At 71.3% G+C, this 16,142-nt stretch carries 11 protein-coding genes; 4 read left to right on the top strand and 7 right to left on the bottom strand.

Annotated features, from left to right (window positions below):
• Nucleotides 1-226 precede the first annotated feature (226 nt).
• Nucleotides 227-2,677, top strand: a complete 2,451-nt coding sequence (locus ACH4E8_RS18605) for a DNA topoisomerase (ATP-hydrolyzing) subunit A (protein WP_398449434.1) — start codon at nucleotides 227-229, stop codon at nucleotides 2,675-2,677.
• A 12-nt stretch (nucleotides 2,678-2,689) separates the two neighbouring features.
• Here the strand turns inward: ACH4E8_RS18605 and ACH4E8_RS18600 are convergent, their stop codons facing one another.
• Nucleotides 2,690-3,883 carry a CobW family GTP-binding protein gene (locus ACH4E8_RS18600; protein WP_398449432.1) on the bottom strand — a complete coding sequence of 398 codons (1,194 nt, stop codon included), beginning with the start codon at nucleotides 3,881-3,883 and terminating at the stop codon, nucleotides 2,690-2,692.
• 94 nt (nucleotides 3,884-3,977) lie between these two features.
• Here ACH4E8_RS18600 and ACH4E8_RS18595 point away from each other — a divergent pair, with 94 nt between their 5' ends.
• On the top strand, nucleotides 3,978-5,651 hold the full coding sequence (locus ACH4E8_RS18595; protein ID WP_398449430.1) for an ATP-binding protein: 1,674 nt from the start codon (nucleotides 3,978-3,980) through the stop codon (nucleotides 5,649-5,651).
• Nucleotides 5,648-6,343 (top strand): response regulator, encoded by a 696-nt coding sequence (locus ACH4E8_RS18590; protein WP_398449428.1) that lies wholly within the window; start codon nucleotides 5,648-5,650, stop codon nucleotides 6,341-6,343. The genes ACH4E8_RS18595 and ACH4E8_RS18590 overlap by 4 nt, the downstream gene beginning before the upstream one ends.
• Nucleotides 6,344-6,972: 629 nt before the next feature.
• Here the strand turns inward: ACH4E8_RS18590 and ACH4E8_RS18585 are convergent.
• The 3 genes from ACH4E8_RS18585 to ACH4E8_RS18575 form a co-directional block, all read right to left on the bottom strand.
• On the bottom strand, nucleotides 6,973-7,587 hold the full coding sequence (locus ACH4E8_RS18585) for a response regulator (RefSeq protein WP_398449752.1): 615 nt from the start codon (nucleotides 7,585-7,587) through the stop codon (nucleotides 6,973-6,975).
• Between the two features lie 194 nt (nucleotides 7,588-7,781).
• Entirely contained in the window at nucleotides 7,782-8,948 is a 1,167-nt protein-coding gene (locus tag ACH4E8_RS18580) for a sensor histidine kinase (protein ID WP_398449426.1), read from the bottom strand.
• A 192-nt stretch (nucleotides 8,949-9,140) separates the two neighbouring features.
• Entirely contained in the window at nucleotides 9,141-11,258 is a 2,118-nt protein-coding gene (locus ACH4E8_RS18575) for a type IIA DNA topoisomerase subunit B (RefSeq protein ID WP_398449424.1), read from the bottom strand.
• Nucleotides 11,259-11,705: 447 nt separating this feature from the next.
• On the opposite strand from ACH4E8_RS18575, the gene ACH4E8_RS18570 reads away from it, so the two are divergent.
• Nucleotides 11,706-11,936 (top strand): hypothetical protein, encoded by a 231-nt coding sequence (locus ACH4E8_RS18570; RefSeq protein WP_361545189.1) that lies wholly within the window; start codon nucleotides 11,706-11,708, stop codon nucleotides 11,934-11,936.
• A 189-nt stretch (nucleotides 11,937-12,125) separates the two neighbouring features.
• Here ACH4E8_RS18570 and ACH4E8_RS18565 read toward each other — a convergent pair whose 3' ends face one another.
• The 3 genes from ACH4E8_RS18565 to ACH4E8_RS18555 all read right to left on the bottom strand — a co-directional run bounded on the left by ACH4E8_RS18565 (nucleotide 12,126) and on the right by ACH4E8_RS18555 (nucleotide 15,967).
• Nucleotides 12,126-12,941 (bottom strand): serine protease, encoded by an 816-nt coding sequence (locus tag ACH4E8_RS18565; protein ID WP_398449422.1) that lies wholly within the window; start codon nucleotides 12,939-12,941, stop codon nucleotides 12,126-12,128.
• A 201-nt stretch (nucleotides 12,942-13,142) separates the two neighbouring features.
• Complete coding sequence (locus ACH4E8_RS18560; protein WP_398449420.1) at nucleotides 13,143-14,696, bottom strand: RNA polymerase sigma factor; 1,554 nt, start codon at nucleotides 14,694-14,696, stop codon at nucleotides 13,143-13,145.
• A gap of 386 nt (nucleotides 14,697-15,082) precedes the next feature.
• Nucleotides 15,083-15,967: a FadR/GntR family transcriptional regulator gene (locus ACH4E8_RS18555; protein ID WP_398449418.1), complete on the bottom strand. Its 885-nt coding sequence runs from the start codon at nucleotides 15,965-15,967 to the stop codon at nucleotides 15,083-15,085.
• Between the last annotated feature and the right edge of the window lie 175 nt (nucleotides 15,968-16,142).

Below are 16,142 nucleotides of genomic sequence, written 5' to 3'. Positions count from 1 at the left end.
CCGCTTCGTGCCCGGCCCGCCCTGCCACTGTATGCAAGCGCGCTGACACCTGGCGAAAGCTGCGGTTCGCGGTGGGCGTACTCGACCGGGCGCACGGGGGTCCGGTCGCGTCCGGCTGACGCCGTTCGCGCGGATGTTCCCGGGTCGTGGTCGGCGTTGTCAGTGCGACGGGACACAATGGTCGGCGTCAGTTGCCCGATCCGGTCGCGAAGGAGCAGCAGCCGCAATGGCCCGCCGCAGCACGAAAACCCCGCCGCCCGACGACTTCGAGGAGCGCATCCTCGACATCGACGTCGTCGACGAGATGCAGGGCTCCTTCCTTGAGTACGCGTACTCGGTGATCTACTCGCGCGCCCTGCCGGACGCGCGCGACGGCATGAAGCCGGTGCAACGCCGGATCGTGTTCCAGATGAACGAGATGGGGCTGCGCCCGGACCGTGGCTACGTGAAGTGCGCCCGCGTCGTGGGTGACGTGATGGGCAAGCTGCACCCGCACGGCGACCAGTCGATCTACGACGCCCTGGTGCGCATGGCGCAGCCGTTCTCCATGCGCCTCCCCCTCGTCGACGGCCACGGGAACTTCGGCTCGCTCGGCAATGACGACCCTCCGGCCGCCATGCGGTACACGGAGTGCCGGATGGCGGACGCGACCTCCCTGATGACCGAGTCCATCGAAGAGGACACGGTCGACTTCGCGCCGAACTACGACGGTCAGGAGCGCGAGCCCGTCGCCCTGCCGGCCGCCTATCCCAATCTGCTGGTCAACGGCGCCTCCGGCATCGCGGTCGGCATGGCGACGAACATGCCGCCGCACAACCTCGGCGAGGTCATCGCCGCGGCCCGCCATCTGATCCGGCACCCGGGCGCCGACCTGGAGACCCTGATGCGGTTCGTGCCGGGGCCCGACCTGCCGACGGGCGGCCGGATCGTGGGCCTCGCCGGCATCCGGGACGCGTACGCGACCGGCCGCGGCACGTTCAAGATCCGCGCCACCGCGACCGTGGAGGACGTCACCGCCCGCCGCAAGGGCCTGGTCGTCACCGAACTGCCCTTCACCGTCGGCCCGGAGAAGGTGATCGCCAAGATCAAGGACCTGGTGGGCGCCAAGAAGCTCCAGGGCGTCGCCGACGTGAAGGACCTCACCGACCGTGCGCACGGGCTGCGCCTGGTCATCGAGGTGAAGAACGGCTTCGTGCCCGAGGCCGTGCTGGAGCAGCTCTACAAGTTGACGCCCATGGAGGAGTCCTTCGGCATCAACAACGTCGCGCTGGTCGACGGCCAGCCGCTGACGCTGGGTCTGAAGGAGCTGCTGGAGGTCTATCTCGACCACCGCTTCGAGGTCGTGCGCCGGCGCAGCGAGTTCCGCCGCGGCAAGCGGCGCGACCGGCTCCACCTGGTCGAGGGCCTGTTGGTGGCCCTGGTCGACATCGACGAGGTCATCCGGCTGATCCGTTCCAGCGACAATTCCGCCGAGGCCAAGCAGCGCCTGATGGAGCGCTTCTCCCTCTCCGAGGTGCAGACGCAGTACATCCTCGACACCCCGCTGCGCCGGCTCACCAAGTTCGACCGGATCGAGTTGGAGGGCGAGCGGGACACGCTGACGGCCGAGATCGAGCGGCTGACCGCGATCCTGGAGTCCGACGCCGAGCTGCGCAAGCTGGTCTCGTCCGAGCTGGCGACGGTCGCGAAGAAGTTCGCCACCGAGCGGCGGACGGTGCTGCTGGAGGCCGGGGCGGCACCGGTGGCGGCGGTTGCCCTGGAGGTCGCGGACGACCCCTGCCAGGTGCTGCTGTCGTCGACGGGACTGCTGGCGCGTACCGCCTCGGGCGAACCGCTGCCGGAGCCCGCCGACAAGCGCGTCAAGCACGATCTGATCGTGTCGTCCGTGCGGTCTTCGGCGCGGGCCGACATCGGCGTGGTGACGTCGGCCGGACGACTGCTGCGGCTGGCCGTGATCGACCTGCCGCAGTTGCCGCAGACCGCGTCCGCACCGAGCCTGTCGGGCGGGGCGCCGATCGCCGAATTCCTGTCGCTGGAGACCGGCGAGTCGGTGGTCTGCCTGACGACGCTGGAAGAGGACTCGCCCGGTCTCGCGCTCGGCACCCTCCAGGGCGTCGTCAAGCGGGTCGTCCCCGACTATCCGTCGAACAAGGACGAGTTGGAGGTCATCGCCCTCAAGGACGGTGACCGCGTCGTCGGCGGCGCTGAGCTGCGCACCGGCGAGGAGGACCTCGTCTTCATCACCTCCGACGCCCAACTGCTGCGCTTCCAGGCCGGGCAGGTGCGCCCGCAGGGGCGGGCCGCGGGCGGCATGGCCGGCATCAAGCTGGCGCAGGACGCCCGGGTGCTGTCGTTCGCCGCCGTGGACCCGGCGGTGGACGCGGTGGTGTTCACGGCCGCCGGCGCGACCGGCGCGCTGGACGACTCGATCACCACGGCCAAGCTCACCCCCTTCGACCAGTACCCGCGCAAGGGCCGGGCCACCGGCGGGGTGCGCTGTCAGCGCTTCCTCAAGGGCGAGGACGTCCTGCTGTTGGCCTGGGCGGGCGCTGCACCGGCCAGGGCGGCCCAGAAGAACGGCGCCCCGGCGGCGCTCCCGGAGCCGGACCCGCGCCGCGACGGCTCGGGCACTCCGCTGACCTCGCCGGTGGCGGTGCTGGCGGGCCCGCCGCAGTAAGCCCGACAGCGGTTACTCGGACCGGTCCTCCGGCGCGTACGGGCCCCAGGGCTCCTCGTACGCACCGGAGGGCACGGGTACGGGCTCGCCGTCCGCGTCCGGCTCCGGCCCGTCCTCCTCGGCAGGGGCGGGGACGTACCTGAGGACGCCCCACATGCTGCGTTCGTCCGGTGCGTCCTCACGTCGGGCGGCCCGGGCCGCCGTCAGGTCCCGCAGCAACGCCGGGCCGTCCACGCCCGAGCCGATCAGCACCAGCTCGGTGCGCCGGGGCGCGTCCCCGGGCCAGGGCTCGGGGTAGAAGCGCAGGAAGCGGCCGACGGCGTGGACCGCGTAGCGGTTGTCGGCGTCCGCCGCTCCGAAGTCGACGTATCCCTTGATGCGGTAGAGCCCTTCGGGGCGGGCGTCGAGGAAGTCCAGCAGCCGGCGCGGGTGCATCGGAGCCTCGGCGGTGAAGGCGACGCTCTCGTACCCGGCGTGCAGATGCGCGGCGTGGTCGTGGCCGGCACCGCACGCGGCGCCGTCGGCCCCCTCGGCGACCTCGTCATCGTGCAGGAGGTCGTCGAAGGCGAGCTGTCCGACGCGCTCCGCGGCGGGTCGGCGGTCGAAGAACAGCTCCGGGTCGACCCGCCCGTACGTCGACTCGACGACGGCCGCGGACCCGTCGAGCGCGGTGCGCAGCCGGGCGAGCCGCTCGCCGTCCACGCGGTCGGTCTTGTTGAGCACCACCAGGTCCGCGACGGCCAGGTGCCGGTCGATCTCCGGGTGCCGTTCCCGGGTCGCTTCGTACTCCGCCGCGTCGACGACCTCGACGAGCCCGCCGTACACGATCCGCTCGTTCTCGCTGGCGAGCACCATCCGCACCAGTTCCTGGGGCTCCGCCAGCCCGCTGGCCTCGATGACGATCACGTCGAGGCGGGCGGCCGGCCGGGTGAGCCGGTCGAGGAAGACGTCCAGCTCGGAGGCGTCGACGGCGCAGCACAGACAGCCGTTGCCGAGGGAGACCGTGGAGTCGCCGAGCTGGCCGGCCACGGTCATGGCGTCGATCTCGATGGAACCGAAGTCGTTCACGATCGCGCCGATGCGGGTGCCCCGGGAGCTGCGCAGCAGATGGTTCAGCAGGGTCGTCTTGCCCGATCCGAGGAAGCCCGCGAGGACGATGACGGGGATCTGGGGGCGCGGCCGGCTCGGCTGGGCGGTGGGGCTCACCGGGGGTTCACCTGGACCTTCTCGTACGGCGGGGCGGGGGCAGCATAGGCGGTGCGTTTTCGTAACGCAGCCCGGCACCGTACCGTTCCTTTCCATGAGCACCGATCAGCCCGCCCTGCCCCGCCGCCGCCGCTTCGGCTGGCCGCAGCGGGTGTTTTCGCAGGTCCTGCTCATGCAGCTGGTCATCACGACCGGCGTGACCGTGCTGGCCACCGGCCTGTTCCTGGCGCCGCTCAGCGCCCAACTCGACGACCAGGCCATGCGCCGGGCGCTGGCGATCGCCCAGACCACGGCCTCCCCCGAGGTCGCGAAGAAGCTGCTGTCCAGCAGCCCCACCCCGGACGGTCCCGTCCAGGCGGAGGCCGAGCGGATCCGCAAGGCCACCGGCGCCGAATACATCGTGATCATGGACCGGGGCGGGGTCCGCTGGTCGCACACCTCCCGCGGGGAGATCGGCCGCGTCGTCTCCACGGACCCCAGCGTCCCGCTGGCGGGCCGGGAGATCATGGAGATCGACAGCGGCACGCTGGGCCGCTCCGCCCGCGGCAAGGTCCCGCTGCGCGACGCCGGCGGCGACATCATCGGCGCGGTGTCCGTCGGCATCGAGTACGACAGCGTCCGCGACCGGCTGTTCTCCGCGATCCCGGGGCTGGTCGCGTACGCGGGCGGGGCGCTGGCCGTCGGCGCGATCGCCGCGTACCTGATCTCCCGCCGCCTCCAGCGGCAGACCCACGACCTGGCGTTCTCCGACATCTCCGCGCTCCTCGCCGAGCGGGAGGCGATGCTGCACGGCATCCGCGAGGGCGTGGTGGCGCTCGATGCCGCGGGCCGGGTACGGCTGATGAACGACGAAGCGCAGCGGCTGCTCGGGCTCGAATCCGACGGCAAGGGGCTGCCGCTGGAACAGGTCCTGGGCGAGGCCGGCACCAGCAGGACCGTCGGCGTGCTCACGGGGCGGGTCACCGGCGTGGACCTGGTGACCGTGCGCGGCCACCGGGTGCTGATCGCCAACCGGATGCCGACCGACGACGGAGGCGCCGTGGCGACCCTGCGCGACCGCACCGAGCTGGAGCAGTTGGGCCGGGAGCTGGACGCCACCCGCGGCCTGATCGACGCCATGCGGGCCCAGGACCACGAGCACGCCAACCACATGCACACCCTCCTCGGGCTGCTGGAGCTGGAGATGCACGACGAGGCGGTCGAGTTCGTCACCGAGGTCGTCGGGGTGCACCGCGCCACCGCCGAACAGGTCACCGAGCGCGTGCACGACCCGCTGCTGGCGTCCCTGCTGGTGGGCAAGACCACGGTGGCAGCCGAGCGCGGCGTCTCGCTGAGCATCGCGCCCGAAACGCTGCTGCCCGACCGGGTGGTGGACCCGCGCGAGCTGGTCACCGTCGTCGGCAACCTGGTGGACAACGCCATGGACGCCGCCGCCGGGTCCGAGGACCCGTGGATCGAGGTCGAGTTGTACGCGGAGGGCCGCACTGCGGTGCTCCGGATCACCGACAGCGGGCCGGGCGTGCCGCCCGAGCACCGCGACAAGATCTTCACCGAGGGCTGGACCACCAAGGAACTGCCCGTCCACGGCAAGCGCGGCCTCGGGCTCGCCATGGTGCGCCGGCTCGCCCAGCGCCAGGGCGGCCACGTCGAGGTGCGCGAGGCGCCGACCGGCGGCGCCGAGTTCATCGTCGTCCTGCCGGAGGCCCTGTCGGAGCTGGGCGACTCCGGCGAACCCCAGGAGCACGCCACGGCCGGGGAGGTCCGATGACGCAGCCGCACACGATCGACGTGCTCGTCGTCGACGACGACGTCCGGGTGGCGCGGATCAATGCCGCGTACGTCGCCAAGGTGCCCGGCTTCCGGGTCGCCGCGACGGCCCACTCCGCCGCCGAGGCGGTCGCCCGGATCACGGACGCACCGGTGGACCTGGTCCTCATGGACCACTACCTGCCGGACGGCAACGGGCTCGCCGTGGTGCGCGAGCTGCGCAGCCTCGGCCGGCAGACCGACGTGATCATGGTGACGGCCGCGCGGGACGTGGCGACGGTGCAGGCCGCCATGCGCCACGGCGCGCTCCAGTACCTGGTCAAGCCGTTCAACTTCGCCGGGCTGCGCTCCAAGCTGGAGGCGTACGCCGGGCTGCGGCGCACCCTGGGCCGGGGCGGCGAGGCGGAGCAGTCGGAGGTGGACCGGATCTTCGGGGCGCTGTCGGCCGGCTCGATCGCGCCCGACCTGCCCAAGGGCCACTCCCGGACCACGGCCGAACTGGTGCGCCGGGTCCTCCAGGCGGCGGACGGGCCGCTGTCCGCGCAGGAGATCGCGGAACGGGCGGGAGTCAGCCGCCAGACGGCGCAGCGCTACCTGAAGCTGCTGGAGCGCGGCAGCCGGGTCCGGCTGAGCCTGAAGTACGGCGAGACGGGCCGCCCGGAACACCGCTACCTGTGGTCGACGGGCACCTAGTGCCCCTCCCGGCAAGCTTTGCCCTGTCGTCCCGTCCGGCACGCACCCTCGCCGCGTTGGCCGAAACCCCTGGTAGCTCCGCTACCAGAGCTTCCGGCCGCCTTGCGATCGCACGCACCGGACGACACTCCTCACGGGCAAACATTGCCGGTCACGGCACTAGCCCCCACCCCGTGCGCCTGGACGTAGCCGCCGTTTCCCCGCGGGAGCATCGGTCCCCGCGGCCCGGTGGTGGGCTGGTCGCGCAGTTCCGCCCCCTACGCCCAAAGGGCGTGGGGGACCCCCGTCGCCACCTGGGTTGCGCCTCGTGCGGCTTGCAGGCATTGGCTCCCGCGACAGCCTGCAGACGAGTGACGGGGGAGGCAAGTCAGGGGCGCGGGGAACTGCGCGAGCAACACACCACCGGGCTGCAGAGACCAACGCACCCGCGGGGCAACGACGGTGGTGTCCAGGGGCACTGGGGTCCCCCGTGACCGCAGGGCACAGGGGAAGGAACTGCGCGACCAGCCCACCACCGGGCCGCAGACGCCACGACACAGCGCGCCGCACGGCGAAACCGCGCTCGCAGTCGAGGCGACGGCGCAAGCCGGAAGGGGCACAGGGCCAGTGGGCCAAAGGACCAACAGCGCTCAGCCCGCTCCCGTCCCGGTGCGCGGCGGCTGGGCGAGCCCGTTGCGGTAGGCGTAGCGCACCGCCTGCGCCCGGTCGTGCAGCCCGGCCTTCGCGAAGAGGTTGTTGATGTGCGTCTTCACGGTCGCGGTGGAGATGTGGAGGCGGCGGGCGATCTCCGGGTTGCTCAGCCCGTCCGCGATCAGCGCCAGGACCTCGCCCTCCCGGCCGGTGAGCCCGTCGGGCAGCTTCGGGGCCGGTGGTTCCGGGGCGGTGGCGACCCGTTCGAGCAGCATGCGCTGGACGTCCGCGGAGAGCCCGGCGCGGCCGGCCACCACGTCCTGGATGGCCCGGACGATCGCTTCGCCGTCCGCGTCCTTGGTCAGATAGCCGCGCGCGCCGGCCCGCAGCGCCGGGAAGAGCGAGTCGTCGTCGGCGTAGGTGGTGAGCACGACGACCTGGGTGCCCGGGTACTGCGCGCGGATGCGACGGGTGGCCTCCACGCCGTCGCAGCGCGGCATCCGCAGGTCCATCAGGACGGCCTCCGGGGCGAGTTCGGCGACCAGCGCGACGGCCTCTTCGCCGTCCTTGGCCGAGCCGACGACCTCGATGCCCGGCAGCAGCCCCAGCAGCATCACGATGCCCTCGCGCACCACGGCCTGGTCGTCCGCGACGACCACCCGGACCGGAGCGTCCTTCTCCGTGGCCGACGCCGTCCCGCTCTCGCCCCGCGCCTGCTCGGCACCCACCTGTGAACCGTCCGCCCCGCTCGTACCGTCGTTCCTCAGTCGTTCCACGCCGCCCCCGCCAGCCTCGGTCATCTCACCCGTCACAGCGGCACCCACAACCGCACCATGAAGCCCGTCCCCTCCGGTCCCGCGTCCAGGGTGCCGCCGAGCAGTTCGGCCCGCTCGCGCATCCCCAGCAGACCGTACCCGGAGCCCGACGCCCCGAGCGCGCTGCAAGGGCCCCTGGCCCCGCTGTCGCGCACTTCCAGGGTCACGCCGCCCTCCTCGTACGCCAGCGCGATCCGCACCCGGCAGCCCGGGGCGTGCTTGCGCGCGTTCGTCAGCGCCTCCTGGGCCGCCCGTCGCACCGCCTGGGACGTCTGCGGGGACAGGGGGCGCGGCTCCCCCGTGACGGCGACCTCGGCACCGTCCTCCGCGGCGACCTCCCGCAGGTACTCCTCGGCGGACGCCAACTCGCCCCGGAGCGCGGAGAGCGCCTGTCGGGTCTCCGCCAGCCCCTGGCGCGCCATCCCACGGGCCGCGGTCACCCGCTCCAGGACCTGGTCGCGGAAGGGCCCCTGCGGGCCGCGCTCGACCTGGATGCGGGCCGCCTCCAGGTGCACGAGTTGCGCGGAGAGGCTGTGAGCGAGCACGTCGTGGATCTCCCGGGCGATCCTGGCGCGCTCGGCGAGCGCGGCCGACGTGGCCTCCGCCTCCCGCGCCGCCCGCTCCTGGGCGAGCAGCCGGAAGCCGGCGCCCCTGGCCTGGGCGTCCAGCCGCAGCGCGTATCCGCCCAGGACGATCCCGGCGACGGTGATCACCCGCCCGAGCACGGTGGTCCCCGTGAGGATCACCGTGAAGAAGGTGGCCAGGGTCAGGGCGACGGCCAGCGCGAAGGCCAACGGCAACCGCTCCAGCGCCATCGCGGACCCGAGGATCCACAGCACCGCGGCAGACACCTCCGCACCCGCTTCGTAGGCCCCCCAGCCCAGCACTCCGAGGACCGCGAGCAGGCCGAGCGAGGGCAGCAGGCGGTTGCTGAGGGTGAGTTCGTAGTAGCCGGCGAAGACGCCCAGGGCGACGAGCAGCACGGCGACGGGCAGCAGGGACCGCCAGCCGGTGAAGTCGCCCGACGCGTACGCACTGGAGACCGCCCACGTCGCCAGGGAGCCCATCAGCACGGCGTCCAGCACGATCCTCGGCCACGGCACGCCCAGCCGCGTCAGCGACTCCCGCGCCGGCCAGGCGACCACGCTGTTTCCGGCCACCACGGCATCCCCCTCCTCGCGCTGCGGCGCCGCTCCCACTGGCGCGCCGTCGTCCCCCGCGGCCCTTCGATGCTAGGCAGCGGGCGGGCCGGCCGGGAATCGCCCCGGGGGTGGAGTCCAGGACTCCACCCCCGGGTGGGCTCGCGCGCCGGACGGCCGCCGCAGTACGGGGCAGGCGTCCGGCAGTACGGGTCAGGCGTCGATGCGCGAGCGGTCCAGCGTGGCCGCGGAGCTGGTGATGAACTCCTTGCGGGGCGCGACCTCGTTGCCCATCAGCAGGTCGAAGATCTGCTCGGCGGAGTCCAGGTCGCCGATGTTGATCCGACGCAGCGTGCGGTGGCGCGGGTCCATGGTCGTCTCCGCGAGCTGGTCGGCGTCCATCTCGCCGAGGCCCTTGTAGCGCTGGATGCTGTCCTTGAAGCGGACGCCCTTGCGCTGGAACTCCAGCAGGGTCTGACGCAGTTCGTTGTCGGAGTACGTGTAGACGTACTTGTCCTGGCCCTTCTTGGGCTGGACCAGCTCGATCCGGTGCAGCGGCGGCACCGCCGCGAAGACCCGGCCGGCCTCCACCATGGGCCGCATGTAGCGCTGGAAGAGCGTGAGCAGCAGGCAGCGGATGTGGGCGCCGTCGACGTCGGCGTCCACCAGCAGGACGATCTTGCCGTAGCGAGCGGCGTCGATGTCGAACGTGCGCCCGGAGCCGGCCCCTATGACCTGGATGATCGCCCCGCACTCGGCGTTCTTCAGCATGTCGGAGACCGACGACTTCTGAACGTTGAGGATCTTGCCCCGGATGGGCAACAGCGCCTGGAACTCGCTGTTCCGGGCGAGCTTGGCGGTGCCCAGCGCGGAGTCCCCCTCGACGATGAAGAGCTCGCTGCGCTCCACGTCGTCACTGCGGCAGTCCGCGAGCTTGGCGGGCAGCGTCGAGGACTCCAGGGCCGTCTTGCGGCGCTGGGCCTCCTTGTGCTGACGCGCGGCGATCCGGGTGCGGGCGGCGGCGACGGCCTTCTCCAGCACCGCGCGCGCCTGCGCCTTGGCGTCCCGCTTGGTGGACGTCAGGAACGCCTTGAGCTCCTTGGCGACCACGTTCGCCACGATCCGGTTCGCCGCGGACGTCCCGAGGACCTCCTTGGTCTGCCCCTCGAACTGCGGCTCCGCCAGCCGGACGGTGACGACCGCGGTCAGCCCCTCCAGGGCGTCGTCCTTGACGACGTCGTCCTCGGCCACGCGCAGCAGCTTGGCGGCGCGCAGGACCTCGTTCACCGTCTTGGTCACGGCGCGCTCGAAGCCGGAGACGTGCGTGCCGCCCTTGGGGGTGGCGATGATGTTCACGAAGGACTTGACGGTGGTGTCGTAGCCGGTGCCCCAGCGCAGGGCCACGTCGACGCCGAGCTCGCGGGTGACCTCGGTGGGGGTCATGTGGCCCTGGTCGTCCAGGACGGGCACGGTCTCCTTGAAGGTCCCCTGGCCGGTCAGCCGCAGCACGTCGCAGACGGCCCGGTCCTGGGCCAGGTACTCGCAGAACTCGCTGATGCCGCCGTCGAAGCGGAAGATCTCCTGGCCCTTGCCCTCGCCCTCCAGGTCCCGCTCGTCGCGGACCACGATGGTCAGGCCGGGCACGAGGAAGGCGGTCTGGCGGGCGCGCTGGTGCAGCGTCTCCAGGGAGAGCTTGGCGTCCTTCAGGAAGATCTGGCGGTCGGCCCAGTAGCGCGTGCGGGTGCCGGTGCGGGTCTTGGGGACCCGCTTGCCCTTGCGCATGCCGTTCTGGGGGTCGAAGGGGGATTCGGGGCCCTGCTCGGTGAAGACGCCGGGGACGCCGCGGCGGAAGCTGATGGAGTGCGTGGCGCCGCCCAGGTCGACCTCGACGTCCAGCCGGGCCGAGAGGGCGTTCACCACGGAGGCGCCGACGCCGTGGAGGCCGCCGGAGGCCGCGTACGCGCCGCCGCCGAACTTGCCGCCGGCGTGCAGCTTGGTCATCACGACCTCGACGCCGGACAGCCCGGTCTTGGGCTCCACGTCGACCGGGATGCCGCGGCCGTTGTCCTGGACCTCGACCGAGCCGTCCTCGTGGAGGATCACCTCGATGCGGTCGCAGTAGCCCCCGAGTGCCTCGTCGACCGAGTTGTCGATGATCTCCCAGAGGCAGTGCATCAGACCGCGGCTGTCGGTGGAGCCGATGTACATGCCGGGGCGCTTGCGGACCGCTTCGAGTCCCTCCAGGACGAGGAGGTGCCGCGCTGTGTAGTTGGAGCCGTCACGCTCCGCAGTCAGCAAAGCTGTGGACGGCCCGGACGTTTCGGCGGTCACGCGGTTCGCTCCTCGCTGAATTTCAAATGTGGCCCAGTGGGGTAGAGCCCCGGCGTCGGTCGCCGGCTCAGAGGGTACCGACCCCTGATAGAGCCGATGTAACGCCACCCTCGTGATTCTTCATCGTAGTCCAGGGTCGCACGGACGTTCGATGCCCCGATGGGGTGACGCGAACATCACGTTCCCTTCCAGGCATGAACCATTTAGGCTCCGGGCACGTCCTCTTGAACAACCGGCAAGCCAGCCGGCGAGGGCCACCCCAGCCAGAGACAAGCCAAGCAACGCGAAACCCGTAAAGCCCTGCAATACGGCTCATTCGCCGCCACCTGGTAGCAGACAGCCACCTCGGGAGGAAGTTTTCGAGGAAAAGCCCCGAGCGGGAACGTTTTCGGGCTGGTTGGATGTTGACCCTGGTACGACAGCTCGTCGAGCTAGAGAAGAGGCGACGTGACTACTGTTCTGACACCCGCGAGCCCGCTGACGGCCGCTGACCGCTGTGACCGCTGCGGCGCCCAGGCATACCTGCGCGTCGTCCTGACCAGCGGCGGTGAACTGCTCTTCTGCGCCCACCACGGACGCAAGTTCGAGCCGGAACTCAAGAAGATCGCCGCGGAAATACAGGATGAGACCGACCGACTCACGGCCGTCCCGGCCCGCGTCGGAGATGAGGATCACTGACACCTCGCATCCACGACGAGCCAAGGTCGGTCCCGGACTGACCGACGGGCGGTCACCCTTGATCCTCAAGGGTGACCGCCCGCTCTCGTATCCCGCTCCCGCAATCCCGCCGTACGGGCCCCTGGCGGCCCCGGCGCTCCCCACGGCGGCCCGCGCCCCCTCAGCGCCCCACAGTGGCGCCCTGGCGGGTCAGGGCAGCGGTACGGACGAGACCCGGGTGTAGACGCCGGGACTGTCCGCCCTTCCGCAGCCGCTCCCCCACGACACCAGCCCGATCAGCTTCCCCCGGGCCACCAGGGGCCCGCCGCTGTCCCCCTGACAGGCGTCGCGGCCGCCCTCGGACGTTCCGGCACAGAGCATCGTGTCGGCCTCGTAGCGCCCGTTCAGGCCCCCTGGATAGGCCCGCTCGCAGGTGCGGTCCTCCAGGACGCCGACCTCCGCCGCCCGCAGCGCCGACGCATAGCTGCCGTCGCCCTCCGTGTCGCCCCAGCCGTACACCTTCGCCGGCGTCCCCGGCTGGTAGGCGGCATCGCCCGCCGGCGCGATCGGGAGCACCCTGGACGCGGGCAGCTCCTCCGCCAGGGTCAGCAGTGCCAGGTCCGAGCTGTTCGTCCCGGGGTCGTACTGCGGCGTGATCCAGTGGCTGCTCACGGCGACCTCCTTCCCGTCCGAGGAGGCGAGTTCGGTGCGCCCCACGATCACCCGCAGGTCCTTCACCCCGCTGACCGGCCCGCCGAGCACGTTGCGGCTCAGACAGTGCGCGGCCGTCATGACCTTGCTCGGAGCGATCACCACCCCGCCGCAGAACTGGCCCGCCCGCGTTCCGCCGAACCGGTCACGGCTCGCGAGGGCGACGACCCACGGCGTATCGGAGACCTGGACCGGGAAGCCGCCCACGACGATGCTGTCGGCCGCGGCCGGCGCGGACGAGGCCAGTGGCGCCACGGCTCCGGTGGCGACCAGGGCGAGCACTCCCGTCAGGGCTCGGACAAGGGAAGGGCGCATGCGATCTCCTGACTCTGCGTGGACGACTTCACCACTCAGCGTCAGTCAGTACCCCGCCGCGCGCACCCTCGCACCGCACCGAGCTGACGCACACCTGTGCCAGCCGTACGCACCCCGGTGGACGCGACGGTACGCCGAAGGCCGGACCCCTTGCGGAGTCCGGCCTTCGGCACGCGCGCGTCGTTCGCGCGGTCGCTCGTATCAGTCGAGGTAGTCGCGCAGGACCTGGGACCGCGACGGGTGGCGCAGCTTCGACATCGTCTTCGACTCGATCTGCCGGATGCGCTCACGCGTCACCCCGTAGACCTTGCCGATCTCGTCCAGCGTCTTCGGCTGACCGTCGGTCAGGCCGAAGCGCATGGAGACCACGCCGGCCTCGCGCTCGGAGAGCGTGTCCAGCACCGAGTGCAGCTGCTCCTGGAGGAGCGTGAAGCTCACCGCGTCGGCCGGGACCACGGCCTCGGAGTCCTCGATCAGATCGCCGAACTCGCTGTCGCCGTCCTCGCCCAGCGGGGTGTGCAGGGAGATCGGCTCACGGCCGTACTTCTGGACCTCGATGACCTTCTCCGGGGTCATGTCGAGCTCCTTGGCCAGCTCCTCCGGGGTGGGCTCGCGGCCCAGGTCCTGGAGCATCTGGCGCTGCACGCGCGCGAGCTTGTTGATGACCTCGACCATGTGCACCGGGATGCGGATGGTGCGGGCCTGGTCGGCCATGGCGCGGGTGATCGCCTGCCGGATCCACCAGGTGGCGTACGTGGAGAACTTGTAGCCCTTGGTGTAGTCGAACTTCTCGACGGCGCGGATCAGACCCAGGTTGCCCTCCTGGATCAGGTCCAGGAAGAGCATGCCGCGACCGGTGTAGCGCTTGGCCAGGGAGACCACGAGCCGGAGGTTGGCCTCCAGCAGGTGGTTCTTGGCGCGCCGGCCGTCCTCGGCGATGATCTCCAGCTCGCGCTTGAGCTTGGGGGCCAGCTTGTCGGCGTTCGCCAACTTGTCCTCGGCGAAGAGGCCCGCCTCGATGCGCTTGGCCAGCTCCACCTCCTGCTCGGCGTTGAGCAGGGGGACCTTGCCGATCTGCTTGAGGTAGTCCTTGACGGGGTCGGCGGTGGCGCCGGCGACCGCGACCTGCTGCGCGGGAGCGTCGTCCTCGTCCTCGTCGGAGAGGACGAAGCCCTTGCTCTCGCCCTCGGCCTCTTCCTCGTCGCCCTTGCCGGGCTGGACGTCGTCCATCAGCTCGTCGGTGTCGACGGGCTCGTCGGAGTCCTTCTTGGCCGTGGCCTTCTTGGCCGCGGTCTTCTTCGTGGCGGTCTTCTTGGCCGCCGTCTTCTTCGCAGCCGTCTTCTTGGCCGCGGCCTTCTTGGCGGGGCTCACCCCGGACTCGTCGCCGGCCTGCACGTCGACGGTCTCCGCCGTCGGCGCGGCGGTGGCGGCGACGGTCTTCGCCCGCGTCGTCTTGGCCGCGACGGTCTTGGTGGCGGTGCGCTTCGCCGGGCTCTTCGCAGCAACGCTCTTGCGGGAGCGTTTGGGCGACTCTGCGGCACTGACCATCAGCGTCACACCCTCTTCCTCAAGAATCTGGTTGAGGCTGCGGAGAACGTTCTTCCACTGGGTTGGCGGAATCTGGTCAGCCTCGAAGGCCCGACGCACGTCATCGCCGGCGATCTGCCCATCAGCCTTTCCCCGCTCGATGAGCGCCATCACAGACTCGGACTCGGCGATCTCCGGCGGGAGCGTACGGGATGTGCTGGCCGACACGAACAACCTCTCGGAACGATTGAGAACGGCTTCCGGCTCAGCCCATGATCGGGCCGGAGCCGACGACCACCGGGCTGCGGATGTACCGGTGGCGCGGGCGGAACCAACCTCGGAACTCCACAGCGCCACGAGCGGCGGCTGTATTCCCTCCTCGGCTGTCACCTCTTAGGTCATCGCGGTGCTTCCCGGAGCGTTACGCACAATCCGCGTGGCCCGAGTCACACGACAAGTGCCGCGAAACCGGATGTACCGGATGTTCCTCCTGCAAGTGTGCCGCGCCGGTGCGCCGCGCAACCATGCCGCCGGACCCCTGGGATCCGGCGGCATGCGCGGGGTGCGGACACGGTGTGCGCACGCCCCGTACGCCCGGCGCCACGGCCCGGCGTTCAGTGCTCGCGCGGCGCGGGAACCACTCGCTCCACCTCGGGGTGGACGGTGAGCAGTTGGCGCATCGCGGATTCGGCGGCCGAGGCGTCGCCGGCCGCGAGGGCCTCGACGATGCGGGCGTGGTGGGTCAGGGCCACCTCGTTCGGCCGGTCACAGCCGGTGACGGGGCCGCCGGAGACCTGGAGGGCGGCGGAGACGATGCCGGAGAGGTGCTCCAGCATGCGGTTGCCCGCGAGCTGGATCAGCAGGGTGTGGAACTCGTTGTCGGCGCGGGAGAAGGTGATCCCGTCGCCCTGGGCGAGGGCGTGGCCCATGATCTCGACCATGTCGGCGAGGCGCTGCTGGACGTCCTCGCGGCCGTGGCCCGCGGCGAGCCGGGCGGCCAGGGGCTCGATGGTCCAGCGCAGCTCGCACAGCTCACGGCGCTGGTCGTCGCGCTGCGGCCCGAAGGCGCGCCACTCGATGATGTCGGGGTCGAGGAGGTTCCAGTCGCTGACCGGGCGGACCCGGGTGCCTACGTTCGGCCGGGCGCTGACCAGGCCCTTGGCCTCCAGGACGCGCAGGGACTCGCGCACGACGGTGCGGGAGACCTCGAAGCGCTGCCCGATCTCCTCGGGGACCAGCGGGCGGTCGGCGCCCAGGTCCCCCGAGACGATCATCTGGCCCAGCTGCTGGACGAGTTGGCCGTGCAGTCCACGGCCCCGGCTACCTGCGGCTCGACGTCCGGCGCGACCCAACTCCGCCTCGGAGCCGTCCCAGACGGGCGGCGAGACGCGTTCGGCGGCGTGGGAGTCCGGGTATGGGTATCGGTCGACTTCACCCGGGCCGGCGAGGCCGGACTCGGCGGGACGGGCGGTCATCATGGTCTGGGCAAGGGTGCTCACGCATCCTTTGTCGGCGTGCCCTCCACGCGCCTTGAGGTCTTTGGTGAAAAGCACACGAAAGGGTGATCGGCGCTTCCCCCACAATTGACGACTTATCGGATAGAAGCGGTCATTTCACCGAGAAGTCGAGCGTCGGTTGATCCGACCATCGGAGGGTGTGACCGGTGGGCGCGCT

The organism is Streptomyces sp. NPDC017979, from assembly GCF_044328175.1.
In the GTDB taxonomy this organism is placed as follows: domain Bacteria; phylum Actinomycetota; class Actinomycetes; order Streptomycetales; family Streptomycetaceae; genus Streptomyces.
This window is presented reverse-complemented; position numbering and strand designations above follow the sequence as displayed.